Origin of the sequence: Isoptericola hypogeus, assembly GCF_039531145.1 — a bacterium.
Lineage (GTDB): Bacteria > Actinomycetota > Actinomycetes > Actinomycetales > Cellulomonadaceae > Isoptericola > Isoptericola hypogeus.
Map to the genome: position 1 here is coordinate 1305364 of NZ_BAAAPM010000003.1, position 16622 is coordinate 1321985.

Sequence of the window (16622 nt, forward strand, 5' to 3'; positions counted from 1 at the left end):
TCGTGCGGGGCCGCGCCGACGTCAGCTCGCCACGACGTCCCGGCGCCGGAAACCGGCGAAGGCCAGGACGAACAGGACCACCGCCGCGCCCGTCAGCCACAGGAACTGCGTCGCGTCGAAGCTCTCGACGAAGGGCTCGGGCACCCAGTGGAACGGCGAGAGCCAGTTCGCCTCCTCCGGCATGTCCTCGACGAGAGGGCCGAACATACCGATGACGAACGTGTAGGCGAGCAGCGCCCAGCCGGCCGCGGTGGCCCTAGGTACCCAGGCGTACAGCGCCGCCGTGAGCCCCAGGTACACGAGCACCGCCGGGAGGTAGCTGACGAAGACCTCGGAGTAGACGTCGAGGCCTGGGTCCGTGGCCCCTACGGAGACCGCACCCACCCACATGGCGTAGACGCTCACCGCGAGCAGCACCACCGTGCCGATCCCGGCGACCAGGAGCTGGGCGCCGAACCAGCGTCCGCGCGCGACGGGGGTGGACAGCGCCACCTCCGCCCGGCCGGTCGTCTCCTCCGCCTTGGGACGCAGCCCCATGACGATGGCGTACGCCGCGCAGCACAGGGCGCCGTACAGCACCATGACGCCGAGGAAGGCGGACTCGAACTGGCCCGGGTCGTCCCCGAAGAGGGCGCCCAGCGTCGGGTTGTCGCCGACGAGGTCGCCGACCATCGTGCCGATGTCCGGCAGCATCGTGCCGGTCGCCATCCACATCAGGCCAAGGCCGATGCAGCTCCACATCAGCGCCATCCGCTGCTGCACCCACGCCAGGACGAGCGGACCGCGCAGCGACGCCTTCGCATCGGCACGCCCCTTGCGGCTCGCGATCATTCCGCCGCCGAAGTCGCGACGCGACGCGAGCACCGAGGCGAACCAGAGCAGCAGGACGATCGCGACGACGCTGAGCGCCGCCGGCCACCACCGCAGGTCCACGAAGGCCCGCGCCTGCTGTGCCCACGCGATCGGAGAGAACCAGGACAGCGTGGTGCCGCCCGGGATCTCGCGCAGGTTGCCCGCGACCTCGATCATGAACGCCAGGCCGAAGACGGCGAGGCTGAGGCCGGTGGCGCCGCGGCTGTGCTCCGTGAGCTGGCACACGACCAACGCGACGGCCCCGAAGACCATGGCGCTCAGCGCGCACGCCACCGTCATGCCGAACGAGTCGGCGAGGGGCAGCTCGTCTGCTCCCCCGACCCCGGTCATCACGACCGCCGAGACGACGGCAATGACCGCGTTGACGACCAGCAGCGTGACGACCGCGGCGACCGCGGGGGCGTGTCGTCCGACGACGGCGGCCCGCACCAGCTCGGAGCGGCTCGACTCCTCCTCGGCACGGGTGTGCCGCACCACGTGCATGATGCTCATGAGGGCCAGCGCGAGCACCACCCAGGTGGTGCCCTCGTTCGCCATCGCCGCGCCGACCGTGTAGTTGTCGACGCCGTACCCGGGACCGCCCATGACCACGCCGGACGGCGTCTCCATGATGACGGCGCGCGCCTGCAGCGCCCCCTGGGTCTCGGACATCAGGCCGAGGGCGTAGGTGAAGTAGGCGTAGAACGCCACGAGCGACCCGGTCCACACGGCGAGCCGCACCCGGTCGCGGCGCAGGATGAAGCGGATCAGCCGCAAGGTGCCCGCGAGGTTGGACCCGCCGCGGGCCGCGGACGCGGACGGCGCCGCCGGCGCGGTCCGTTCCAGCGTGGTGGTCATCGCGCACCTGCCTTGCTGCGCTCGCCGGCCTCGGCCGTGTGCTTCGCGGCGGCCGCCTCCTGGGCGAGCTCGTCGCCGTAGTGGCGCATGAACAGCTCCTCCAGCGACGGCGGGGCCGCGGTAAAGCTGTGCACGCCCATGCCGCTCAGCGCGGTCAGGAGCCCGCCGATCTGGGCGTTGTCCACGTCGAAGGTGACGCGGGTGCCCTCTTCGACGGCCGTCGTCTGCACGTCGTGCACACCTGGGAGCACGGACAGGCCGGCCGGGTCGCCCGTCACGACCGTCGTGACCGTCGACCGGGTGAGGTGGCGCAGCTGGTCGAGCGTGCCCGACTCCACGGAGCGGCCCGCCCGGATGATCGTCACGGTGTCGCACACCTTCTCGACCTCGGACAGGATGTGGCTCGACAGCAGCACGGAGGTGCCCCGGTCCTTCGCCCCGCGCACGAAGTCCATGAAGACGGACTCCATGAGCGGGTCGAGGCCGGACGTCGGCTCGTCGAGGACGAGCAGGTCCACGTCGGTCATGAACGCCGCGACCAGCGCGACCTTCTGCCGGTTGCCCTTGGAGTAGGTGCGCGCCTTCTTCGTGGGGTCGAGCTCGAACCGCTCCAGCAGCTCGGCCTTGCGCCTCTTGTCGACCTTGCCCCGCAGGCGGGTGAGGTAGTCGATCGCCTCGCCGCCGGACAGGTTCGGCCACAAGGACACGTCGCCGGGCACGTACGCCAGACGGCGGTGCAGGCCGACGGCGTCGCGCCACGGGTCGCCGCCGAGCAGGCGGACGTTCCCGGAGTCCTTGCGGAGCAGGCCGAGCAGGACGCGGATGGTGGTGGACTTGCCGGCGCCGTTCGGACCGAGGAAGCCGGCCACCTGGCCGTGGGTGACGGTCAGTTCCAGGCCGTCCAGGGCCTTGACGGTGCCGAACGACTTGTGCAGGTCGTGGATCTCGATGGCGGGCGCGCCCGCCGTGCTCTGGGTGGTCATGGTTCCTCTTCGTCGTGGGTGTCAACGGATGCCGCTGGTCGTGAGGTCGTCGTCCTCACGGGGCGGGTCCGACACGTACAGGAGGTAGTCGTCGAGCATGCGACGGGTGGTGAGGAAGCCCTCGGTGAAGAGCTCGAGCATCGGCAGGTAGAGGTCGTCCATGAAGGCGCGGACGGCGGCGTTCACGTCCTCCGGGTCCTTCGGCGGGTTCATCGTGACGGACAGCAGCAACGACCCCAGCGAGGAGTACACGAGGTAGCGCACCCGCGCCCGCTCGTCCCGGCTCGGCCTGGCCATGCCCTGCTCGACGGCCTCGGCGGTGTACTTCTCGGCGTCGTCGATCATGTGCTCGACGAACGCCTTGCCCACGGGCCCGCCCGCCTGCAGCGAGCGCAGCACGTAGCCCACCAGGGGGGCGAGCTCGTCGGTCTGGGCGAGCACCTCGAGGAGCCGGCCGGACGTGGCCGGGCCCATGTTCCGCCGCTTCGACTCCGCGATCCACGCGAGCACCTGCTCGTCGCACGCGGCGTGCAGCTTGTCCTTGGAACCGAAGTGGTGGATGACGAGCGCCGGGCTGACGTCGGCGTCGGCCGCGATCGTGCGGACCGACGCGCGGAAGCCCGAGCGTGCGAAGCGCAGCACCGCGGCGTCGAGGATCCTCGCCCGGGCGCTGGTGTCGCCTGCCTCGGCTGAACGCATGTTCAATACCCTAAACAGGCGTTCAGCCGGGGCGCAAGACCTGGGTCGGGGATGATCGCGAGGTGACCGAACTCGCGCGCCGTCTCACCACCGCCGACGCCGTCGTCGTCGGGCTGGCCTCGATGATCGGCGCGGGCGTCTTCGCGGCGTTCGCGCCCGCCGCGCGCGCGGTGCTGCCCACCGGGACGGGCGCCGCGCTGCTGCTGGCGCTCGCCGTCGCGGCCGTCGTCGCGTACGGCAACGCGACGTCGTCGGCGCAGCTGGCCGCCCAGTACCCGACGTCGGGCGGCACGTACGTGTACGGGCGCGAGCGCCTCGGCCCCTGGTGGGGCTACATGGCCGGATGGGGCTTCGTCGTGGGCAAGACGGCGAGCTGCGCGGCGATGGCGCTGACGTTCGCGGCCTACGCCGCGCCCGCCGGCTGGGAGCGCGCCGTGGCGGCGCTCGCCGTCGTCGCGCTCGCCGCCGTGAACTACCGCGGCGTGACCCGCACGGCGCGGCTGGCACGCTGGGTCGTCGCGCTGGTGCTGCTGGCGCTCGCGGTGTGGACGGCGGTCGCGTGGGGCGGATCGTCGGTCGAGCCTGTCGCCACGTCGGTCGAGCCCGTCGAGACCACGAACGGGGTTTCGACCCTTCGACCGGCTCAGGGCGGCGCAGGCTCAACCGGCGAGGTGGTCTACAGCGTGCTGCAGGCGGCGGGCCTGCTGTTCTTCGCCTTCGCGGGGTACGCGCGCGTCGCGACGCTCGGCGAGGAGGTGCGCGACCCGCGGCGCGCCATCCCGCGGGCGATCGTCGGCGCGCTGGGCGGCGCCGTCGTCGTCTACGCGGTGGTCGCGGTGACGCTGCTCGCCGCGCTCGGCCTCGACGGCACGGCCGCCACGACGACGCCGCTCGCCGACGCCGTCGACGGCTCGCCATGGGCGGGCGTCGTGGTGCGGGTGGGCGCCGCGGCCGCATCGCTCGGGGCGCTGCTCGCGCTGGTCGCGGGGGTCGGCCGGACGACGCTCGCGATGGCGCGGGAGGGCGACCTGCCGCGGTGGCTGTCCGCCGTGCACCCGCGGTTCCTCGTGCCGCACCGGGCGGAGGTCGCGGTGGCGGCCGTCGTCGTCGCGCTGGTCCTGACCGTCGACCTGCGCGGCGCGATCGCGTTCTCGTCGTTCGGGGTGCTCGTCTACTACGCGGTGGCGAACGCGTCCGCGTGGACGCAGACCGGCGAGCACCGGCGCTACCCGCGGTGGCTGCAGGCGCTCGGGCTCGCCGGCTGCGCGGTGCTGGTCGTGACGCTCCCGCCGGGGGCGGTGCTCACCGGGCTCGGCGTGTTCGCCGTCGGGCTGCTGGTGCGGCTGGTCAGGCTGCGCCCGCGGACCTAGCGGTGCGGCCCGGTCAGTCGCCCGCGGGCCGGTGCCGGCGGTACGTGGCGGGGAACCAGTCGTCGCCCACCGGCTCGCCGGCGAGGTTCCAGCTCCACGACTCCGTGGGCACGACGCGCAGGAACGACCCGGGGCCGGTCATGCCCGTGCGCTCGAGGGGCCCGTCCGCGACGCCGTACACCCGGATCCCGCGGGCCACGAACGGGTCGAAGGACGGCAGGTCGTCGACGACCAGCGCGACCCTGCGGCGCCCGGCCGTCACGTTGCGCACCTTGCGCGTGCGCAGCACGGTCGTGCCGCCGCCCACCCAGAAGCAGGTGCCGTCGTACTCGTAGGCGACGGGCACCACGTCGGGCTGGTCGCCGGCGCCCAGCGTCGCGAGGCGCGCGAGCGGCTGCGAGCGCAGGAACGCGACCTCGTCGTCGTCGAAGGTGCCCCCCGCCGCCGCCGTCATCGTCACCGACGGGCGCGGCTCGCGCCGAACGGGCCGCCGAAGACCATCGAGATGCCCAGGACGAACCCGAAGTCGTACCAGTTGCCGGTGTTGTGGACCTCGTAGACCGACACGGAGTCGGTGAACAGCGACACGACGAACGTGACCGGCAGGATCATCCCCTGCCACAGCCCCCACCAGAACCCGTACGGCCCGGCGCCGCCGATGGTGGAGGTGTCCACGCCGGGGTTGGGCCCGGCCGCGCACGCGGAGACGGCGAGCAGGACGACGACGGCGACCACCGTGGCCGTGCGACGTGCCGCGCTCCGGGTCATGGCACCACTGTGGCACCGGCCGCCCCGCCCTGCCCGTCACGCCGGCTGCAGGACGGGCGGGCGGGGCGGGCTGGCGGGGCGGGGCGAGCCGGTCAGTCAGCCAGGGCCGAGGGGGCGCCCCACGGGCTGGCCGGGTCGTGGACGGCCACCGCCAGCGTCGTGTCGCTCTGGCCGTAGTACGCCAGCCACCTGCCGCGGAACTTCACCAGTCCCTCGACGAACGTCACGTTGGAGACCAGGCCGTGGGTGTCCTCGTACGTCTGCGGCGCCAGCCAGGGCTCCTGGGTCCGTGCGAGCACCTTGGTGGGCTCCGCCGGGTCGATGACGACCTGCCCGCAGCGGTAGTCGACGTCGACGTGGTCGTCGTACACGTGGCGGACCGCGCCGTTCGTCAGCATGAGCAGGAGCCCGTTGTCGGTGAGCACCGGCGACGTGCCGATCTCCACCAGGTCACGGTCGAACGAGCCGGGGGTGGGCTCGTACATCGGCTCGTCCTGCGAGGTGCCGGGGGTCCAGCTGATGAGGTCGTCGCTCGTGGCCCAGTAGATCGCGCCCTCGCCGAAGTACATCCACCACTTGCCCTGGATGCGGAACGGCACGATGACGCCCGCCTTGCTCCACGCGTGGCCGCGCGGGTCCACGGTCGCGAACGTGTCGAAGTCCTCGAACAGGGGGCCGTGCTTGGTCCACGTGTGCAGGTCGGTGGACGTGGCGAGGCACAGCTGGGCCGACGTGCGGTCCCACCCGGTGTACGTCAGGTAGTAGGTCCCGTCGATGAACGCGATGCGAGGGTCCTCGCAGCCGAAGCGCTCGTAGTCGTGCTCCGGGGACAGGATCGGCTCCGGCTCGCGCTCGAAGTGGAAACCGTCGGTGCTGCGCGCCAGACCGACGTGGGACACGATGTCCTCCGCGTGGGCGCGGTACAGGAGCACCACCTCGTCGTCGACGACCAGCGCAGCCGGGTTGTACAGGTTGCTCGACTCCCACGAGTTGCCGCGCGGCCGCATGATCGGGTTCCCCTCGTAGGGGACGAACGGGCCGAGCGGGAATCGTGCATCGTCGAAGATGGAGACGGTCGACACGGGATTGCTCCTTCGTGGTGTGTGGTGAGGGGGTCAGCCCTTGACGCCGGCGCCGACGTCGGTGGACGTGAAGTACCGCTGGAACAGGCAGAAGAGGACGATCACGGGGAAGGCGAGCACGCACGCGCCCGCGAGGATCGCCCCGTTGGGGTTGGCCGTCGACTGGGCCACGTTGCTGATGTAGTTCGCCAGCGCGACGGCCAGCGGCTGCATCGTCGCGTCCTTGGTGATGAGGAACGGCCAGAGGAACTCGTTCCACGGCCCGATGAAGGTCACGAGGACGACGGTGATGAAGGCCGGCCGCACCATCGGCAGCGCGACGGACCACAGGATGCGCAGCTCCGACGCGCCGTCGATCCGGGCCGCCTCGAAGATCGCCTCCGGCAGCTGCCGGAAGAACTGGCGGAAGATGAACACCGCGGTCGTGTTGATGAGGAAGGGCAGGATCACACCCAGGTGGGTGTCCCCCAGCCCGTAGTTGCGGGTCAGCTGCACGTACAGCGGGACCATGAGCAGCTGGAACGGCACCATCTGGACGAGCAGCATCATCGCGAACACGGCGCCGCGGCCGCGGAACCTGAGGCGTGCCGACGCGTACCCGGCGAGCAGCCCGAAGGTCACCGTCCCCAGCAGGACGCCCACGGTGAAGATCCCGGAGTTCAGCAGCGACCCGGCGAGGTCGACGCGCTCGTTGATCAGGGCGAAGTTCTGCAGGGTCCAGCCGCCGTCCGGCACCAGCTGGGACGGGTCGTTGGTGGGCGCCTCCTGGAACGCCCCGAGGACCATGTAGTAGAAGGGGAAGACGAACGCCAGCCCCGCCACCCCCAGCAGGGCGTACAGGCTCGTTCGTCGCAGTCCGCGGGACATCTCAGTCCTCCTTCCCGGCCCGGTTGGCCATCATCGAGAGCAGGCCCACGCCGATCACGAGGAGCACCCCGATCGCCGAGGCGACGTCCGGGTTGGTCTGCTGCAGGCCGCGCTGGTAGATGAGCAGCACGGGAGTGGCGGACGTCCCGTACGGGCCGCCGCCGTTCGTGAGCAGGTAGGGCTCGGTGAACAGGTTCGCGCCGGTGATGATCGCGAGGATGAGCACGAGCGTCGTCGCGTTGCGCACGCCCGGCACGGTGATGCTGCGGAACCGTCGCACCGCGCCGGCGCCGTCCAGCGAGGCCGACTCGTAGAGCTCGCGGGGCACCGCCTGGAGCGCCGCCAGGTACAGCAGGATGTAGAAGCCGAGCTGCTTCCAGGTCACGTACAGCGCGATCGACGGCATGGCCAGGTGCGGGTTCACCAGCCAGGAGGGATCCGGGGCCAGGGGGCCCAGCAGCGTGTTCACCAGGCCGTCCTGGGAGAACATCATCATCCAGACGCCGATCAGCGAGACGCTGGCGGTGACGTAGGGCAGGTAGAACGCCACCCGAAACGTCGTCGCCCACCGGACGATGCCGTTGAGGCCGGTGGCGATCACCATCGACAGCACCACCGTCAGCGGGACGTTGATCACCAGGAAGATCGCGGTGTTGAGGAACGAGCGGAGCACCTGCGGGTCGGTGAGCGCCGTCGCGTAGTTCGCCAGCCCCACGAACGGGGCGTCCACCGTGACGCCGGGGGCGGTGAAGATGTAGTCGTGGAACGACATCCACACCGCCAGCACGAGCGGGTAGGCGAACACGACGACCAGGAACACCACGTAGGGCAGGGTGAACGCCGTCCCCGCGGGGTGCCGGCCGAGGATGCGCTGCCACCAGGTGCGTCCGGTGCGCGGCGAGGTCGAGGCCATGCTCACTCCTCCATCAGTCGGTCGACGGCGTCGGCGGCGTCGGCGAGGGCTTCGTCGACGTCGCCCTCGCCGTACACGACCGCCCGGGTGTACTCGTCGCGCACCTTCTGCCAGGCCTCGACGGAGTTGGGGATGACGGGGACGTCGACGTCCCGCTCGGCCGCGTCCGCGAAGTCGACGTAGCCGGGGTTCTCGGCGAAGAAGGCCGGGTACCGCCCCACGAGGTCGGTGCGCATCGGCATCTGGCCGCTCGCCTCCAGCAGCGCGCCGTCCGCCTCGACGCTCGTCGTGAACCTGAGGAACTCCCAGGCGGTGCCGGGGTTCTGGCAGCTGGTGAACATCGAGACGTTCTTCGCGTCGGCGAACGTCGACGTCTCGGAGGCCGGCACGCCGTGCGCCGTCGGCACGGGGAAGAAGCCGTAGTCGACCGTCCCCTCGTAGGCGGCCACCGCCCAGGGGCCCGCGAGCTGCATGGCGGTCGCGCCCGTGAGCATCGCGTCGTCCGTGGCGCTCTCGCGCGGCGCGAGACCTTCCGCGTACATGGCGCGCCACATCTCCCACACGGCGCGGCCGTTCTCGTCGTCGAACGTGGCGGCGCCGTCCTCCACCAGGCTCGTGCCCCCGCTGGTCGCGAGGTAGAGCGGGTAGAAGTCGAACCACGACTGGAAGAACTCGCTCGTGGGCGCCGGCCAGATCGCGGAGGGCGCGGCGCCGGACTCCACCAGCGTGCGGGAGCCCTCGAGGAACCCGTCGAAGGTCGTCATGCCCGGGTCGTCCGGGTCGAGCCCGGCCTGCTCGAACATCGCCCGGTTGTACATCACCATCACCGGGTTGGACTTCCACGGGAGCTGGTACATCCCGCCGTCGGCGGCCCGGTACTGCTCCGCGGCCTCGCCGGTGCGGTCCGTGACGTACTGCTCGCCCCCGTCGAACCGGGTGAGGTCGACGAGGCCGCCCTGCTCCTGCCACTGCGGAGCCGCGGCCGGGGAGACGTTGTAGACGAGGCACGGGGCCGTGCCGGCCGTGACCGCAGCCGTGATCGCCTCCTCGGACGTCGACCCGGCCGGGATCTCCTGGACCGTGACCTGCTCGTCGGGGTGCTCGGCGTTCCAGCGCTCGACCATCCCGTTGCCCCAGGCGAGCTCGAACTCGTTGTTGGACAACCAGATGGTGATGTCCCCCGTGGCGTCGAGATCGGGCGCGGCCGGCGGGCTCGCGCAGCCGGCCAGCGCGAGTGCTCCGGCGACGGCGACTGAGGCCGCGGCGGCGCGGCGGCGGTGCGACATGTTCCTCCTCGTCGAGTGTCGTGCGGTGGTCACGTTCGGTCCGCGCTCAGGTGCGGGCGGCCGGCGCGCCGGCGGTGCTCTCGCGCACCACGAGGCGCGACGGTGCGATCCAGGCGTCCTCGGGCACGGCACCGTCGAGGTGGCGCAGCAGGACCTCGGCGGCGCGGCGCCCCCAGCTCACGACGTCCGTCTGCACGGTGGTGAGCGACGGCGTCAGGTGCGCGGCGAGCTCGATGTCGTCGAAGCCGGTGATCGCGAGGTCGTCGGGGACACGAACCCCGCGGGACTGCGCGTGGTTCAGGCCGGCGATCGCCATGACGTCGTTCGCGTAGACGATCGCGCTGGGCCGGTCGTCGGCGTCGAGCAGGCGGGCGGTCGCCTCGCGGCCCGACTGCGCGCTGAAGTCGCCCTCGACGACCAGCGCGGGGTCGAGGCCGTGCGCGGCCATCGCGTCGACGAACGCCGCCCGCCGGTCGTGCCCGTGCACGTAGCCGGCGGGCCCGCTCACGTGCGCGATGCGCTCGTGACCGAGCCCCACGAGGTGGTCGACGACGTCGCGGACGGCCGCGCGGTCGTCGCTGAGGACGCGCGGGTGCGGCGCGGGGTCCGGTGACGCGCCGACGACGACGGCGGGCAGGCGCAGGTCGGCGAGCAGAGCGGGGCGGGGGTCGTCGACGAGCAGGTCGGTGAGGATCACCGCGTCCGCGCGGCCGCGGGCGAGGCTGCGGTAGGCGTCGCGCTCCTGCTCGGGGGTCGAGACGACCTGCAGCAGCAGGCCCATCGAGCGGGTCGCGAGCACGGACTCGGCGCCCGCGACGAAGCGAGCGAAGAAGCTGTCGGTGGCGATGATCTCCGGGTCGCGCGCCAGGACCAGGCCGATGGTCTGGCTGCGTCGCGTCGCGAGCGCCCGCGCCCGGGAGCTGGGGACCCAGTCGAGCTCGGCCGCGGCGTCGAGGACGCGGGCCCGGGTCGCCGGCGAGATCGGACGCTTGCCGCTGTAGACGAGGGAGACGGTCCCCTTGCTGACCCCCGCGGCACGCGCGACGTCTTCGATCGTGACCACCCCGTCACCCCTCACCGCGTCACCGCACTCGAATCAAACCGGTTTAACGATCCACAGTTAAACCGGTTTGATCGCAAGCGTCAAGCGTGGGCCCGGACGGCCGGGACATGACGACCGGCGCGCGCTACCTCGTGGCGAGCTCCACCCGGGCGGGCAGGGCGTCGAGCCGGTCGGCCACGGACCGCGCGCAGCCGGCGAGGTCCCGTGCGGTCTCGGCGCTCAGGCCGAGGTAGCCGGCGGGGTCGAGGAGGACGCGCAGCTCGTCGCCCGAGAACGTCGCGCCGACGAGCGGGTCCTCGCGGAGCAGCTCGACGAACGGCCGCCCCCCGGTGGCAGCCGCCTGCGCGACGTCGTACACGACGTCGTGCGCGCGCTGCCGGCCGATCTTCTCCCCGAGGGCGAGCATGAGGGACTCCGAGCCGATCATGCCCTCCGACAGCCGCATGTTGGCGCGCATCCGCTCCGGGTCGAGCTCGAGTCCGCCCACCACCACCTCGAGCCGCGCCAGCATGTCCCCGGCGAGCACCGCCGCCGACGCCGCCACGTCCTCCAGCAGGGCCGTCATCGCCCCGTTGGCCTCCTGGTCGTGCAGCATCGACTCGAGCGCCGGGGCCGCGAGCGCACGCAGCTCCGCCGACATCGTCAGCATGTCCAGCGCGAGCTGCGGGTTGCGCTTGTGCGGCATCGTCGAGCTGCCGACCGTGCCCTCCGGCACGGGCTCGGCCGCCTCCGCGAACTCCGGCTGCATCAGCGCGTACACGTCCTTGCCGATCTTGCCGATCGTGCCCGCGAGCTGGGCGAGCACGAGGACGAGCTCCACGATGCCGTCGTTCACCGCCCGTGACGGCACCCGCATCGGGTGCAGCCCGAGCCGCCGGGCGACCCCCGCCTCGATCGCCCGGCCCGCGCCCCCGAACGACGCGAACGTCCCCGCCGCCCCGCCCATGAGCACGCAGAACAGCCGGTCGTCGAGCCGCTCCAGCCGCTCGGTGTGCGCCGCGAGCTGGTCGATCCACACCGCGACCTTGAACCCGAACGTCACGGGTACCGCGTGCTGGCTGTGCGTGCGCCCGGCCATCGGCATCGTGGCGGACGACTCCGCGAGCGCCGCGGCGGAGCGCAGCACGCGCCCGAGCTGGCCCAGGATCGCCCGGTGCGCGTCGCGCAGCACCAGCACGTCCGCGGTCTGCGTGATGTTCTGCGTCGTGGCGCCCCAGTGCACCCAGCCGCCGTGCTTGGACCCGACGGCCCGCGCGAACTCCTCGATGAGCGGGACGAGCGGGTGGCTCGCCTCGGCCGTGGCGGCCAGGACGCGCTTGATGTCGAGCTTCTCGATGCGCGCGGTGAGGGCGATGGCGCGGGCCGACTCCTTCGGGATGAGGCCCGCGTCCGCCTCGGCGAGCGCGAGCGCCGCCTCGACGTCGAGCCGCGCCTGCCAGCGGTTCTCGCGCGTGAACAGGCGCGCGACGCCCGGGTCCGGCACGCGCCCCTCGGTGAACCGGCCGAACGGTGCGACGATCATGCGTCCCCCTGGGTCCTCGACGGGTGCTCACGACGGCGGTGCTCACGACACTGTGCTCACGACGGCGGTGGGCAGCATGATCGTCCCTTCGGGCGGCGTCGTACACCCGCCGGACCGGCGGCTGTCGGTGGCGTGGATCACACTGGCGGGATGGCACGCGGAGAGGTGTTCCCCATCGTCAACTGTCGCGACCTGGCGACGGCGCGGCAGTTCTGGGTGCGCGCGTTCGGCGCGGAGCAGGCGTACCAGTTCCCGCCCGAGGGCGACCCGGTGTACGTGACGCTGCGCGTCGGCACCGGGCAGGTCGCGCTCGGCGTCGGCACCGCGCCCGCCCTGTACGGCGAGATCCCCCTGCCCGCGACCGGGCACGCCGTCGACGTCTGCGTGTACGTCCCCGACCTGGACGCCGTCGTCGCGGCCACCCCCGCCGCGGGCGGGGCGGTCGTCGTCCCGCCCGCCGACATGCCGTGGGGCGAGCGGGTGGCCTACGTGAGCGACCCCGAGGGCACCATGCTGCTCGTCATCCAGGACGGGCCGACCGACGACGAACCCTCCCGAGAAGGAGCCCCAGCATGAGCGAGAGCACCACAGCCCCGTCGTCCACGATCGCCGTCCTGGACGCGGTCGTCTTCGACGCCCCGGACACGCGGGCCTCGGCCGACTTCTGGCGGTCGCTGACGGGGGCCGAGGTGGAGCAGGCCCAGGACGGCGACGACTGGATCACCCTGAACACCCCCGACGGGTGGTCGCTCGCCTTCCAGCCCGCCCCCGGCCTCGTGCCGCCCGCGTGGCCGGGGCAGGACCGCCCGCAGCAGCTGCACCTCGACCTGCGCGTGCCGGACGTCGCCGCGGAGGTCGCCCGCGCCGTCGGGCTCGGCGCCACCGTGCTGCGCGAGAACGAGGAGTGGACCACGCTGGCCGACCCGGCCGGGCACCCGTTCGACCTGTGCCACGCGCCCGACAACGACGGGCTCACCGTCATGGGCGTGACCTTCGACGTGCCGGACGCGTCGGCGGCGGCGGCGTTCTGGTCGCGGCTGCTCGGCGACCCGGTGGTGTACGACGCCGAGGGGATGGCGATGCTGGGCGGCGAGAGGTCCGTCCTGTTCCAGCAGGTCGAGGGGTACAGCGCCCCCCGCTGGCCCGACCCCGCCTACCCCCAGCAGCTGCACCTCGACCTGTCGGTCGGCCCGCCGGGCCTCGACGAGGCGGAGGCGGCCGCGCTCGCCGCCGGGGCCACGCGGCTGCCGGGCGAGGGCAAGACCTTCCGGGTGTTCGCCGACCCGGCCGGGCACCCGTTCTGCCTCTGCGGCTAGAGGCTCATGGACCACCCGACCAGCGACGTGCTCGCGTTCGAGGCCCGCGCGACCGACGCCGACCTCGACGACCTGCGCGCGCGGCTGGCCGCCGCACGGCTGCCGGAGGCCGAGACCGTCGACCGTGCCGCGCCCGGGCCTCGCCGGTGGGAGCAGGGGGTTCCGCTCGCCGACCTCGTGGACGTCGTGGACTACTGGCGCACCGGGTACGACTGGCGGTCGTTCGAGGCGCGCCTCGACCGGATCGGCCAGTTCCGCACGGCCATCGACGGCCTGGGGATCCACTTCCTGCACCGCCGATCCGCCCGCGCTGACGCCACCCCGCTGGTCATGACGCACGGGTGGCCGGGCAGCGTCGCCGAGTTCACCCACGTCATCGACGAGCTGACGGACCCGGAGGACGCAGGCGCGCCGGCGTTCCACGTCGTGGCCCCGTCGCTGCCGGGCTTCGGCTACAGCGACAGGCCGGCCACCACCGGGTGGGGCACCGAGAAGATCGCGGCCGCCTGGGTGGAGCTGATGGGGAGGCTCGGCTACGACAGGTTCCTCGCCCACGGCGGCGACTGGGGCGGCAACATCACCACGGTCCTCGCCGGCAGGTTCCCGCAGCACGTCCTCGGCATCCACACCACGTTCGCGGACGCCCCGCCCGGGTTGCCCACGGACGGGCTGACGGTGGCCGAGCGCGCCTGGGCCGAGCAGACCCGCGAGTTCTACGAGGGCCCCCGCGGGGCGTACGCGAAGCAGCAGGCGACCCGCCCGCAGACCATCGGGTACTCGCTCGTCGACTCGCCGGTCGGGCTCCTCGCCTGGATCCTCGACAAGTTCGCCGAATGGTCGGACACCGAGGACGGCCCGTTCGAGATGATCCCCAGGGACCGCGTCCTCGACGACGTCACGCTCTACTGGCTGACGCGGACCGGCGCGTCGGCGGCCCGCATCTACTACGAGAGCCACAGCTCGATGGACCCCGGGCTCCGGGTCGACGTCCCGTCGGCCATCACCATGTATCCCCGGGACATCGAGAAGTGCCCGCGCCCCTGGGCACAGGAGCGGTACCGACGGATCGTCCGATGGACGACGCCCGAGGCCGGGGGCCACTTCCCGGCGCTGGAGGTTCCCGAGTACTTCGTCGAGGACCTGCAAGAGGGCCTCGCGGCCGTGCTTGCCGCCGGCGGTCGTCGGTGATGACGTCGTCGACGCCAGGCCCGTAGGCGTGCGAGGCTCCCGCCCCGGCTCAGTCGCGCAGCACCAGCGCGGGCCGGTCGGGGTGGTCCACGCGCACGACGACGTCCGCCCGCCGCTCGGGCGCGACCTCGCGGCGGTAGCGACCGTACGCGGCGAGGGTCCACGCGTCGTCGAGCGGGGTGTTGCGCGTCTCCGTCGCCGCCCGTAGGGCGAGGTGCACGCCGAGGTCGACGTCGAGCCCGCGGCCGAGGGCGAGCGAGCCGTCGAGCACGACGACGACCCCGGGCGCGGCGTCGACGTAGGCGGCGCGGGTCGCTCGATCGGTCTGGGGATCGCGCAGGGTCGGCAGCCATCGGCCCCGCCGGACGACGCCGGTGAGAACCTCCCGGTTGAGGCCGCCCACGTCGATCCACTCGTCGAGCAGCGCGTCCGGGTCGCGGCGGCCGCGCTCCAGCCGCAGCGACGCGGGCCGCAGGAAGTCGCGCACCCGGACCCGGGCGACCGGTCGGCCCGCGGCCCGGAGCGGCTCGACCAGCGCGTCGGCGAGCTCGTCGGGCCGGGTCGACGGATGCCCGTCGACCAGCACGCGCACCGGCGTCGCCCCGTCGCGGGCGAGCACCCGCGCCACGACGTGGCCGACCACGCCGTCGGGGGTCACGGGCTCCACGCGCACCGGGACATGCTGCCACCCGCCGAGTGTTGTGAGCATGAATTTGGCCCTGTTTCGCTCGCGAAACTGGGCCAAATTCATGCTCACAACACTCGGGCGGGCACTCGGGCGGGCACTCGGGCGGGCACTCGGGCGGGCACCCGTTTGTTCACCGAGTCTTCGGTTTCAGGTCCGGCGGTCTCGTAATTCCCCGTCACCTTGACGGGGTGTCATTCCGGTATCGCCAGTCGCGATATCCGTCGGTCCACGGACCACCCCGAAAGGAACGCCCATGCGCGCCCGCGCCCTCCCCGCTCTGGGCCTGCTCGTCCTCGGCGGTTGCTCGAGCTCCGGCACGCCGGAAGCCGCCGCCGCCGACGCGAACGCCCCCATCACGTTCGCGACCACGCCGCTCGGAGACGACCCGACCGCGGAGAACCCGATCGACGCCTTCGCCTCCCTCGTCGAGGCGGAGACCGGCCGCGAGGTCGAGATCGTCGACGTGCCCGACTACACGGCCGTCGTCGAGGCCCTCCGCAACCACCACGTCGACATCGGCTTCATGAGCGGCTTCCCGTCCGCGCTCGCGGTCAACACGGGCGAGGTCGACTCCCTCGTCGCGTGGCCCGGCGACGACTCCCCGGTCTCCACCTGCCTCGTGCTCGACGACTCGCCGCTGCAGTCGCTCGAGGACGTCACGCCCGAGACGGTCGTCGCCTTCGCCGACCCGGCGTCCAGCTCCGGCTACTTCATGCCCGTGGCGATGCTGCACGACGCCGGCCTGGAGAAGGACGCCGACTACCAGGCGCTGTTCTCCGGCGGCCACGACATGAGCTTCACCGCGCTCAAGGAGGGCCAGGCCGACGTCGCCTGCACGTCGACGATCTTCCCGACGATGGCGGGGTCCGGCGACCCGATGTTCCCGTTCGAGAAGGGGGAGACGCGCTCGATCGGCGAGAGCGCCTCCATGCCGGTCGCCGTGACCGTGCTGTCCGACCAGGAGCTCGCGGACGACAAGCGCGAGCTGCTGCTCGAGGCGCTCCCGAACGTGTTCACCGAGGAGAACGCCGAGCAGCTGGGCGCGATGATGGAGGCGATGCAGGGCACCGAGCCGATCCTCGAGCCCGACGCCGAGATCTTCCAGCCCTTCGTCGACATCGCCGCCATCGCCGACGTCGACATCTCGGACCTGAGCGGGTCGTGAGC

Annotated in this window: 17 protein-coding genes; 5 read left to right on the forward strand and 12 right to left on the reverse strand. The window is 72.5% G+C overall.

What is annotated here, in order from left to right; genetic code table 11:
- Positions 1 to 21: 21 nt before the first annotated feature.
- The 3 genes from ABD254_RS08140 to ABD254_RS08150 are packed head-to-tail and all read right to left on the reverse strand — an operon-like array spanning position 22 to position 3392.
- On the reverse strand, positions 22 to 1710 hold the full coding sequence (locus tag ABD254_RS08140; protein WP_344247397.1) for an ABC transporter permease: 1689 nt from the start codon (positions 1708 to 1710) through the stop codon (positions 22 to 24).
- Positions 1707 to 2693 carry an ABC transporter ATP-binding protein gene (locus ABD254_RS08145; RefSeq protein WP_344247399.1) on the reverse strand — a complete coding sequence of 329 codons (987 nt, stop codon included), beginning with the start codon at positions 2691 to 2693 and terminating at the stop codon, positions 1707 to 1709. Before ABD254_RS08145 ends, ABD254_RS08140 begins: the two co-directional genes overlap by 4 nt.
- A 21-nt stretch (positions 2694 to 2714) precedes the next feature.
- Positions 2715 to 3392 carry a TetR/AcrR family transcriptional regulator gene (locus tag ABD254_RS08150; RefSeq protein WP_344247401.1) on the reverse strand — a complete coding sequence of 226 codons (678 nt, stop codon included), beginning with the start codon at positions 3390 to 3392 and terminating at the stop codon, positions 2715 to 2717.
- Positions 3393 to 3454: 62 nt separating this feature from the next.
- Between ABD254_RS08150 and ABD254_RS08155 the strand changes: the two genes are divergently transcribed.
- The gene (locus ABD254_RS08155; RefSeq protein WP_344247403.1) at positions 3455 to 4762 is read left to right on the forward strand and encodes an APC family permease; all 1308 of its coding nucleotides are present in this window, start codon (positions 3455 to 3457) and stop codon (positions 4760 to 4762) included.
- 13 nt (positions 4763 to 4775) lie between these two features.
- On the opposite strand, the gene ABD254_RS08160 is transcribed toward ABD254_RS08155, so the two are convergent.
- The 8 genes from ABD254_RS08160 to ABD254_RS08195 all read right to left on the reverse strand — a co-directional run bounded on the left by ABD254_RS08160 (position 4776) and on the right by ABD254_RS08195 (position 12263).
- On the reverse strand, positions 4776 to 5216 hold the full coding sequence (locus ABD254_RS08160) for a PPOX class F420-dependent oxidoreductase (protein WP_344248521.1): 441 nt from the start codon (positions 5214 to 5216) through the stop codon (positions 4776 to 4778).
- Positions 5217 to 5218: 2 nt separating this feature from the next.
- A complete protein-coding gene (locus ABD254_RS08165) occupies positions 5219 to 5530 on the reverse strand; it encodes a hypothetical protein (protein ID WP_344247405.1) in 312 nt (103 codons plus the stop codon).
- A gap of 92 nt (positions 5531 to 5622) precedes the next feature.
- A complete protein-coding gene (locus tag ABD254_RS08170) occupies positions 5623 to 6612 on the reverse strand; it encodes a glycoside hydrolase family 130 protein (protein ID WP_344247407.1) in 990 nt (329 codons plus the stop codon).
- A gap of 33 nt (positions 6613 to 6645) precedes the next feature.
- Positions 6646 to 7479, reverse strand: a complete 834-nt coding sequence (locus tag ABD254_RS08175; RefSeq protein ID WP_344247409.1) for a carbohydrate ABC transporter permease — start codon at positions 7477 to 7479, stop codon at positions 6646 to 6648.
- Position 7480: 1 nt separating this feature from the next.
- Positions 7481 to 8392, reverse strand: coding sequence for a carbohydrate ABC transporter permease (locus tag ABD254_RS08180; protein WP_344247411.1), 912 nt, complete (start codon positions 8390 to 8392; stop codon positions 7481 to 7483).
- A 2-nt stretch (positions 8393 to 8394) separates the two neighbouring features.
- Positions 8395 to 9678, reverse strand: coding sequence for an extracellular solute-binding protein (locus tag ABD254_RS08185; protein WP_344247413.1), 1284 nt, complete (start codon positions 9676 to 9678; stop codon positions 8395 to 8397).
- Positions 9679 to 9724: 46 nt separating this feature from the next.
- Entirely contained in the window at positions 9725 to 10741 is a 1017-nt protein-coding gene (locus tag ABD254_RS08190; protein ID WP_344247415.1) for a LacI family DNA-binding transcriptional regulator, read from the reverse strand.
- A 124-nt stretch (positions 10742 to 10865) separates the two neighbouring features.
- Positions 10866 to 12263, reverse strand: coding sequence for a class-II fumarase/aspartase family protein (locus ABD254_RS08195; protein ID WP_344247417.1), 1398 nt, complete (start codon positions 12261 to 12263; stop codon positions 10866 to 10868).
- 150 nt (positions 12264 to 12413) lie between these two features.
- Here ABD254_RS08195 and ABD254_RS08200 point away from each other — a divergent pair, with 150 nt between their 5' ends.
- Genes ABD254_RS08200 through ABD254_RS08210 form a run of 3 tightly spaced genes read left to right on the forward strand, consistent with a single transcriptional unit; the run spans position 12414 to position 14767 of the window.
- A complete protein-coding gene (locus tag ABD254_RS08200; protein WP_344247419.1) occupies positions 12414 to 12839 on the forward strand; it encodes a VOC family protein in 426 nt (141 codons plus the stop codon).
- Positions 12836 to 13579, forward strand: a complete 744-nt coding sequence (locus ABD254_RS08205) for a VOC family protein (RefSeq protein ID WP_344247421.1) — start codon at positions 12836 to 12838, stop codon at positions 13577 to 13579. The genes ABD254_RS08200 and ABD254_RS08205 overlap by 4 nt, the downstream gene beginning before the upstream one ends.
- A 6-nt stretch (positions 13580 to 13585) precedes the next feature.
- The gene (locus tag ABD254_RS08210) at positions 13586 to 14767 is read left to right on the forward strand and encodes an epoxide hydrolase family protein (RefSeq protein ID WP_344247423.1); all 1182 of its coding nucleotides are present in this window, start codon (positions 13586 to 13588) and stop codon (positions 14765 to 14767) included.
- 49 nt (positions 14768 to 14816) lie between these two features.
- Here the strand turns inward: ABD254_RS08210 and ABD254_RS08215 are convergent, their stop codons facing one another.
- Positions 14817 to 15440: a nucleoside/nucleotide kinase family protein gene (locus tag ABD254_RS08215; RefSeq protein WP_344247425.1), complete on the reverse strand. Its 624-nt coding sequence runs from the start codon at positions 15438 to 15440 to the stop codon at positions 14817 to 14819.
- A 268-nt stretch (positions 15441 to 15708) separates the two neighbouring features.
- On the opposite strand from ABD254_RS08215, the gene phnD reads away from it, so the two are divergent.
- Positions 15709 to 16620, forward strand: a complete 912-nt coding sequence (phnD, locus tag ABD254_RS08220) for a phosphate/phosphite/phosphonate ABC transporter substrate-binding protein (protein WP_344247427.1) — start codon at positions 15709 to 15711, stop codon at positions 16618 to 16620.
- Positions 16621 to 16622: the final 2 nt, after the last annotated feature.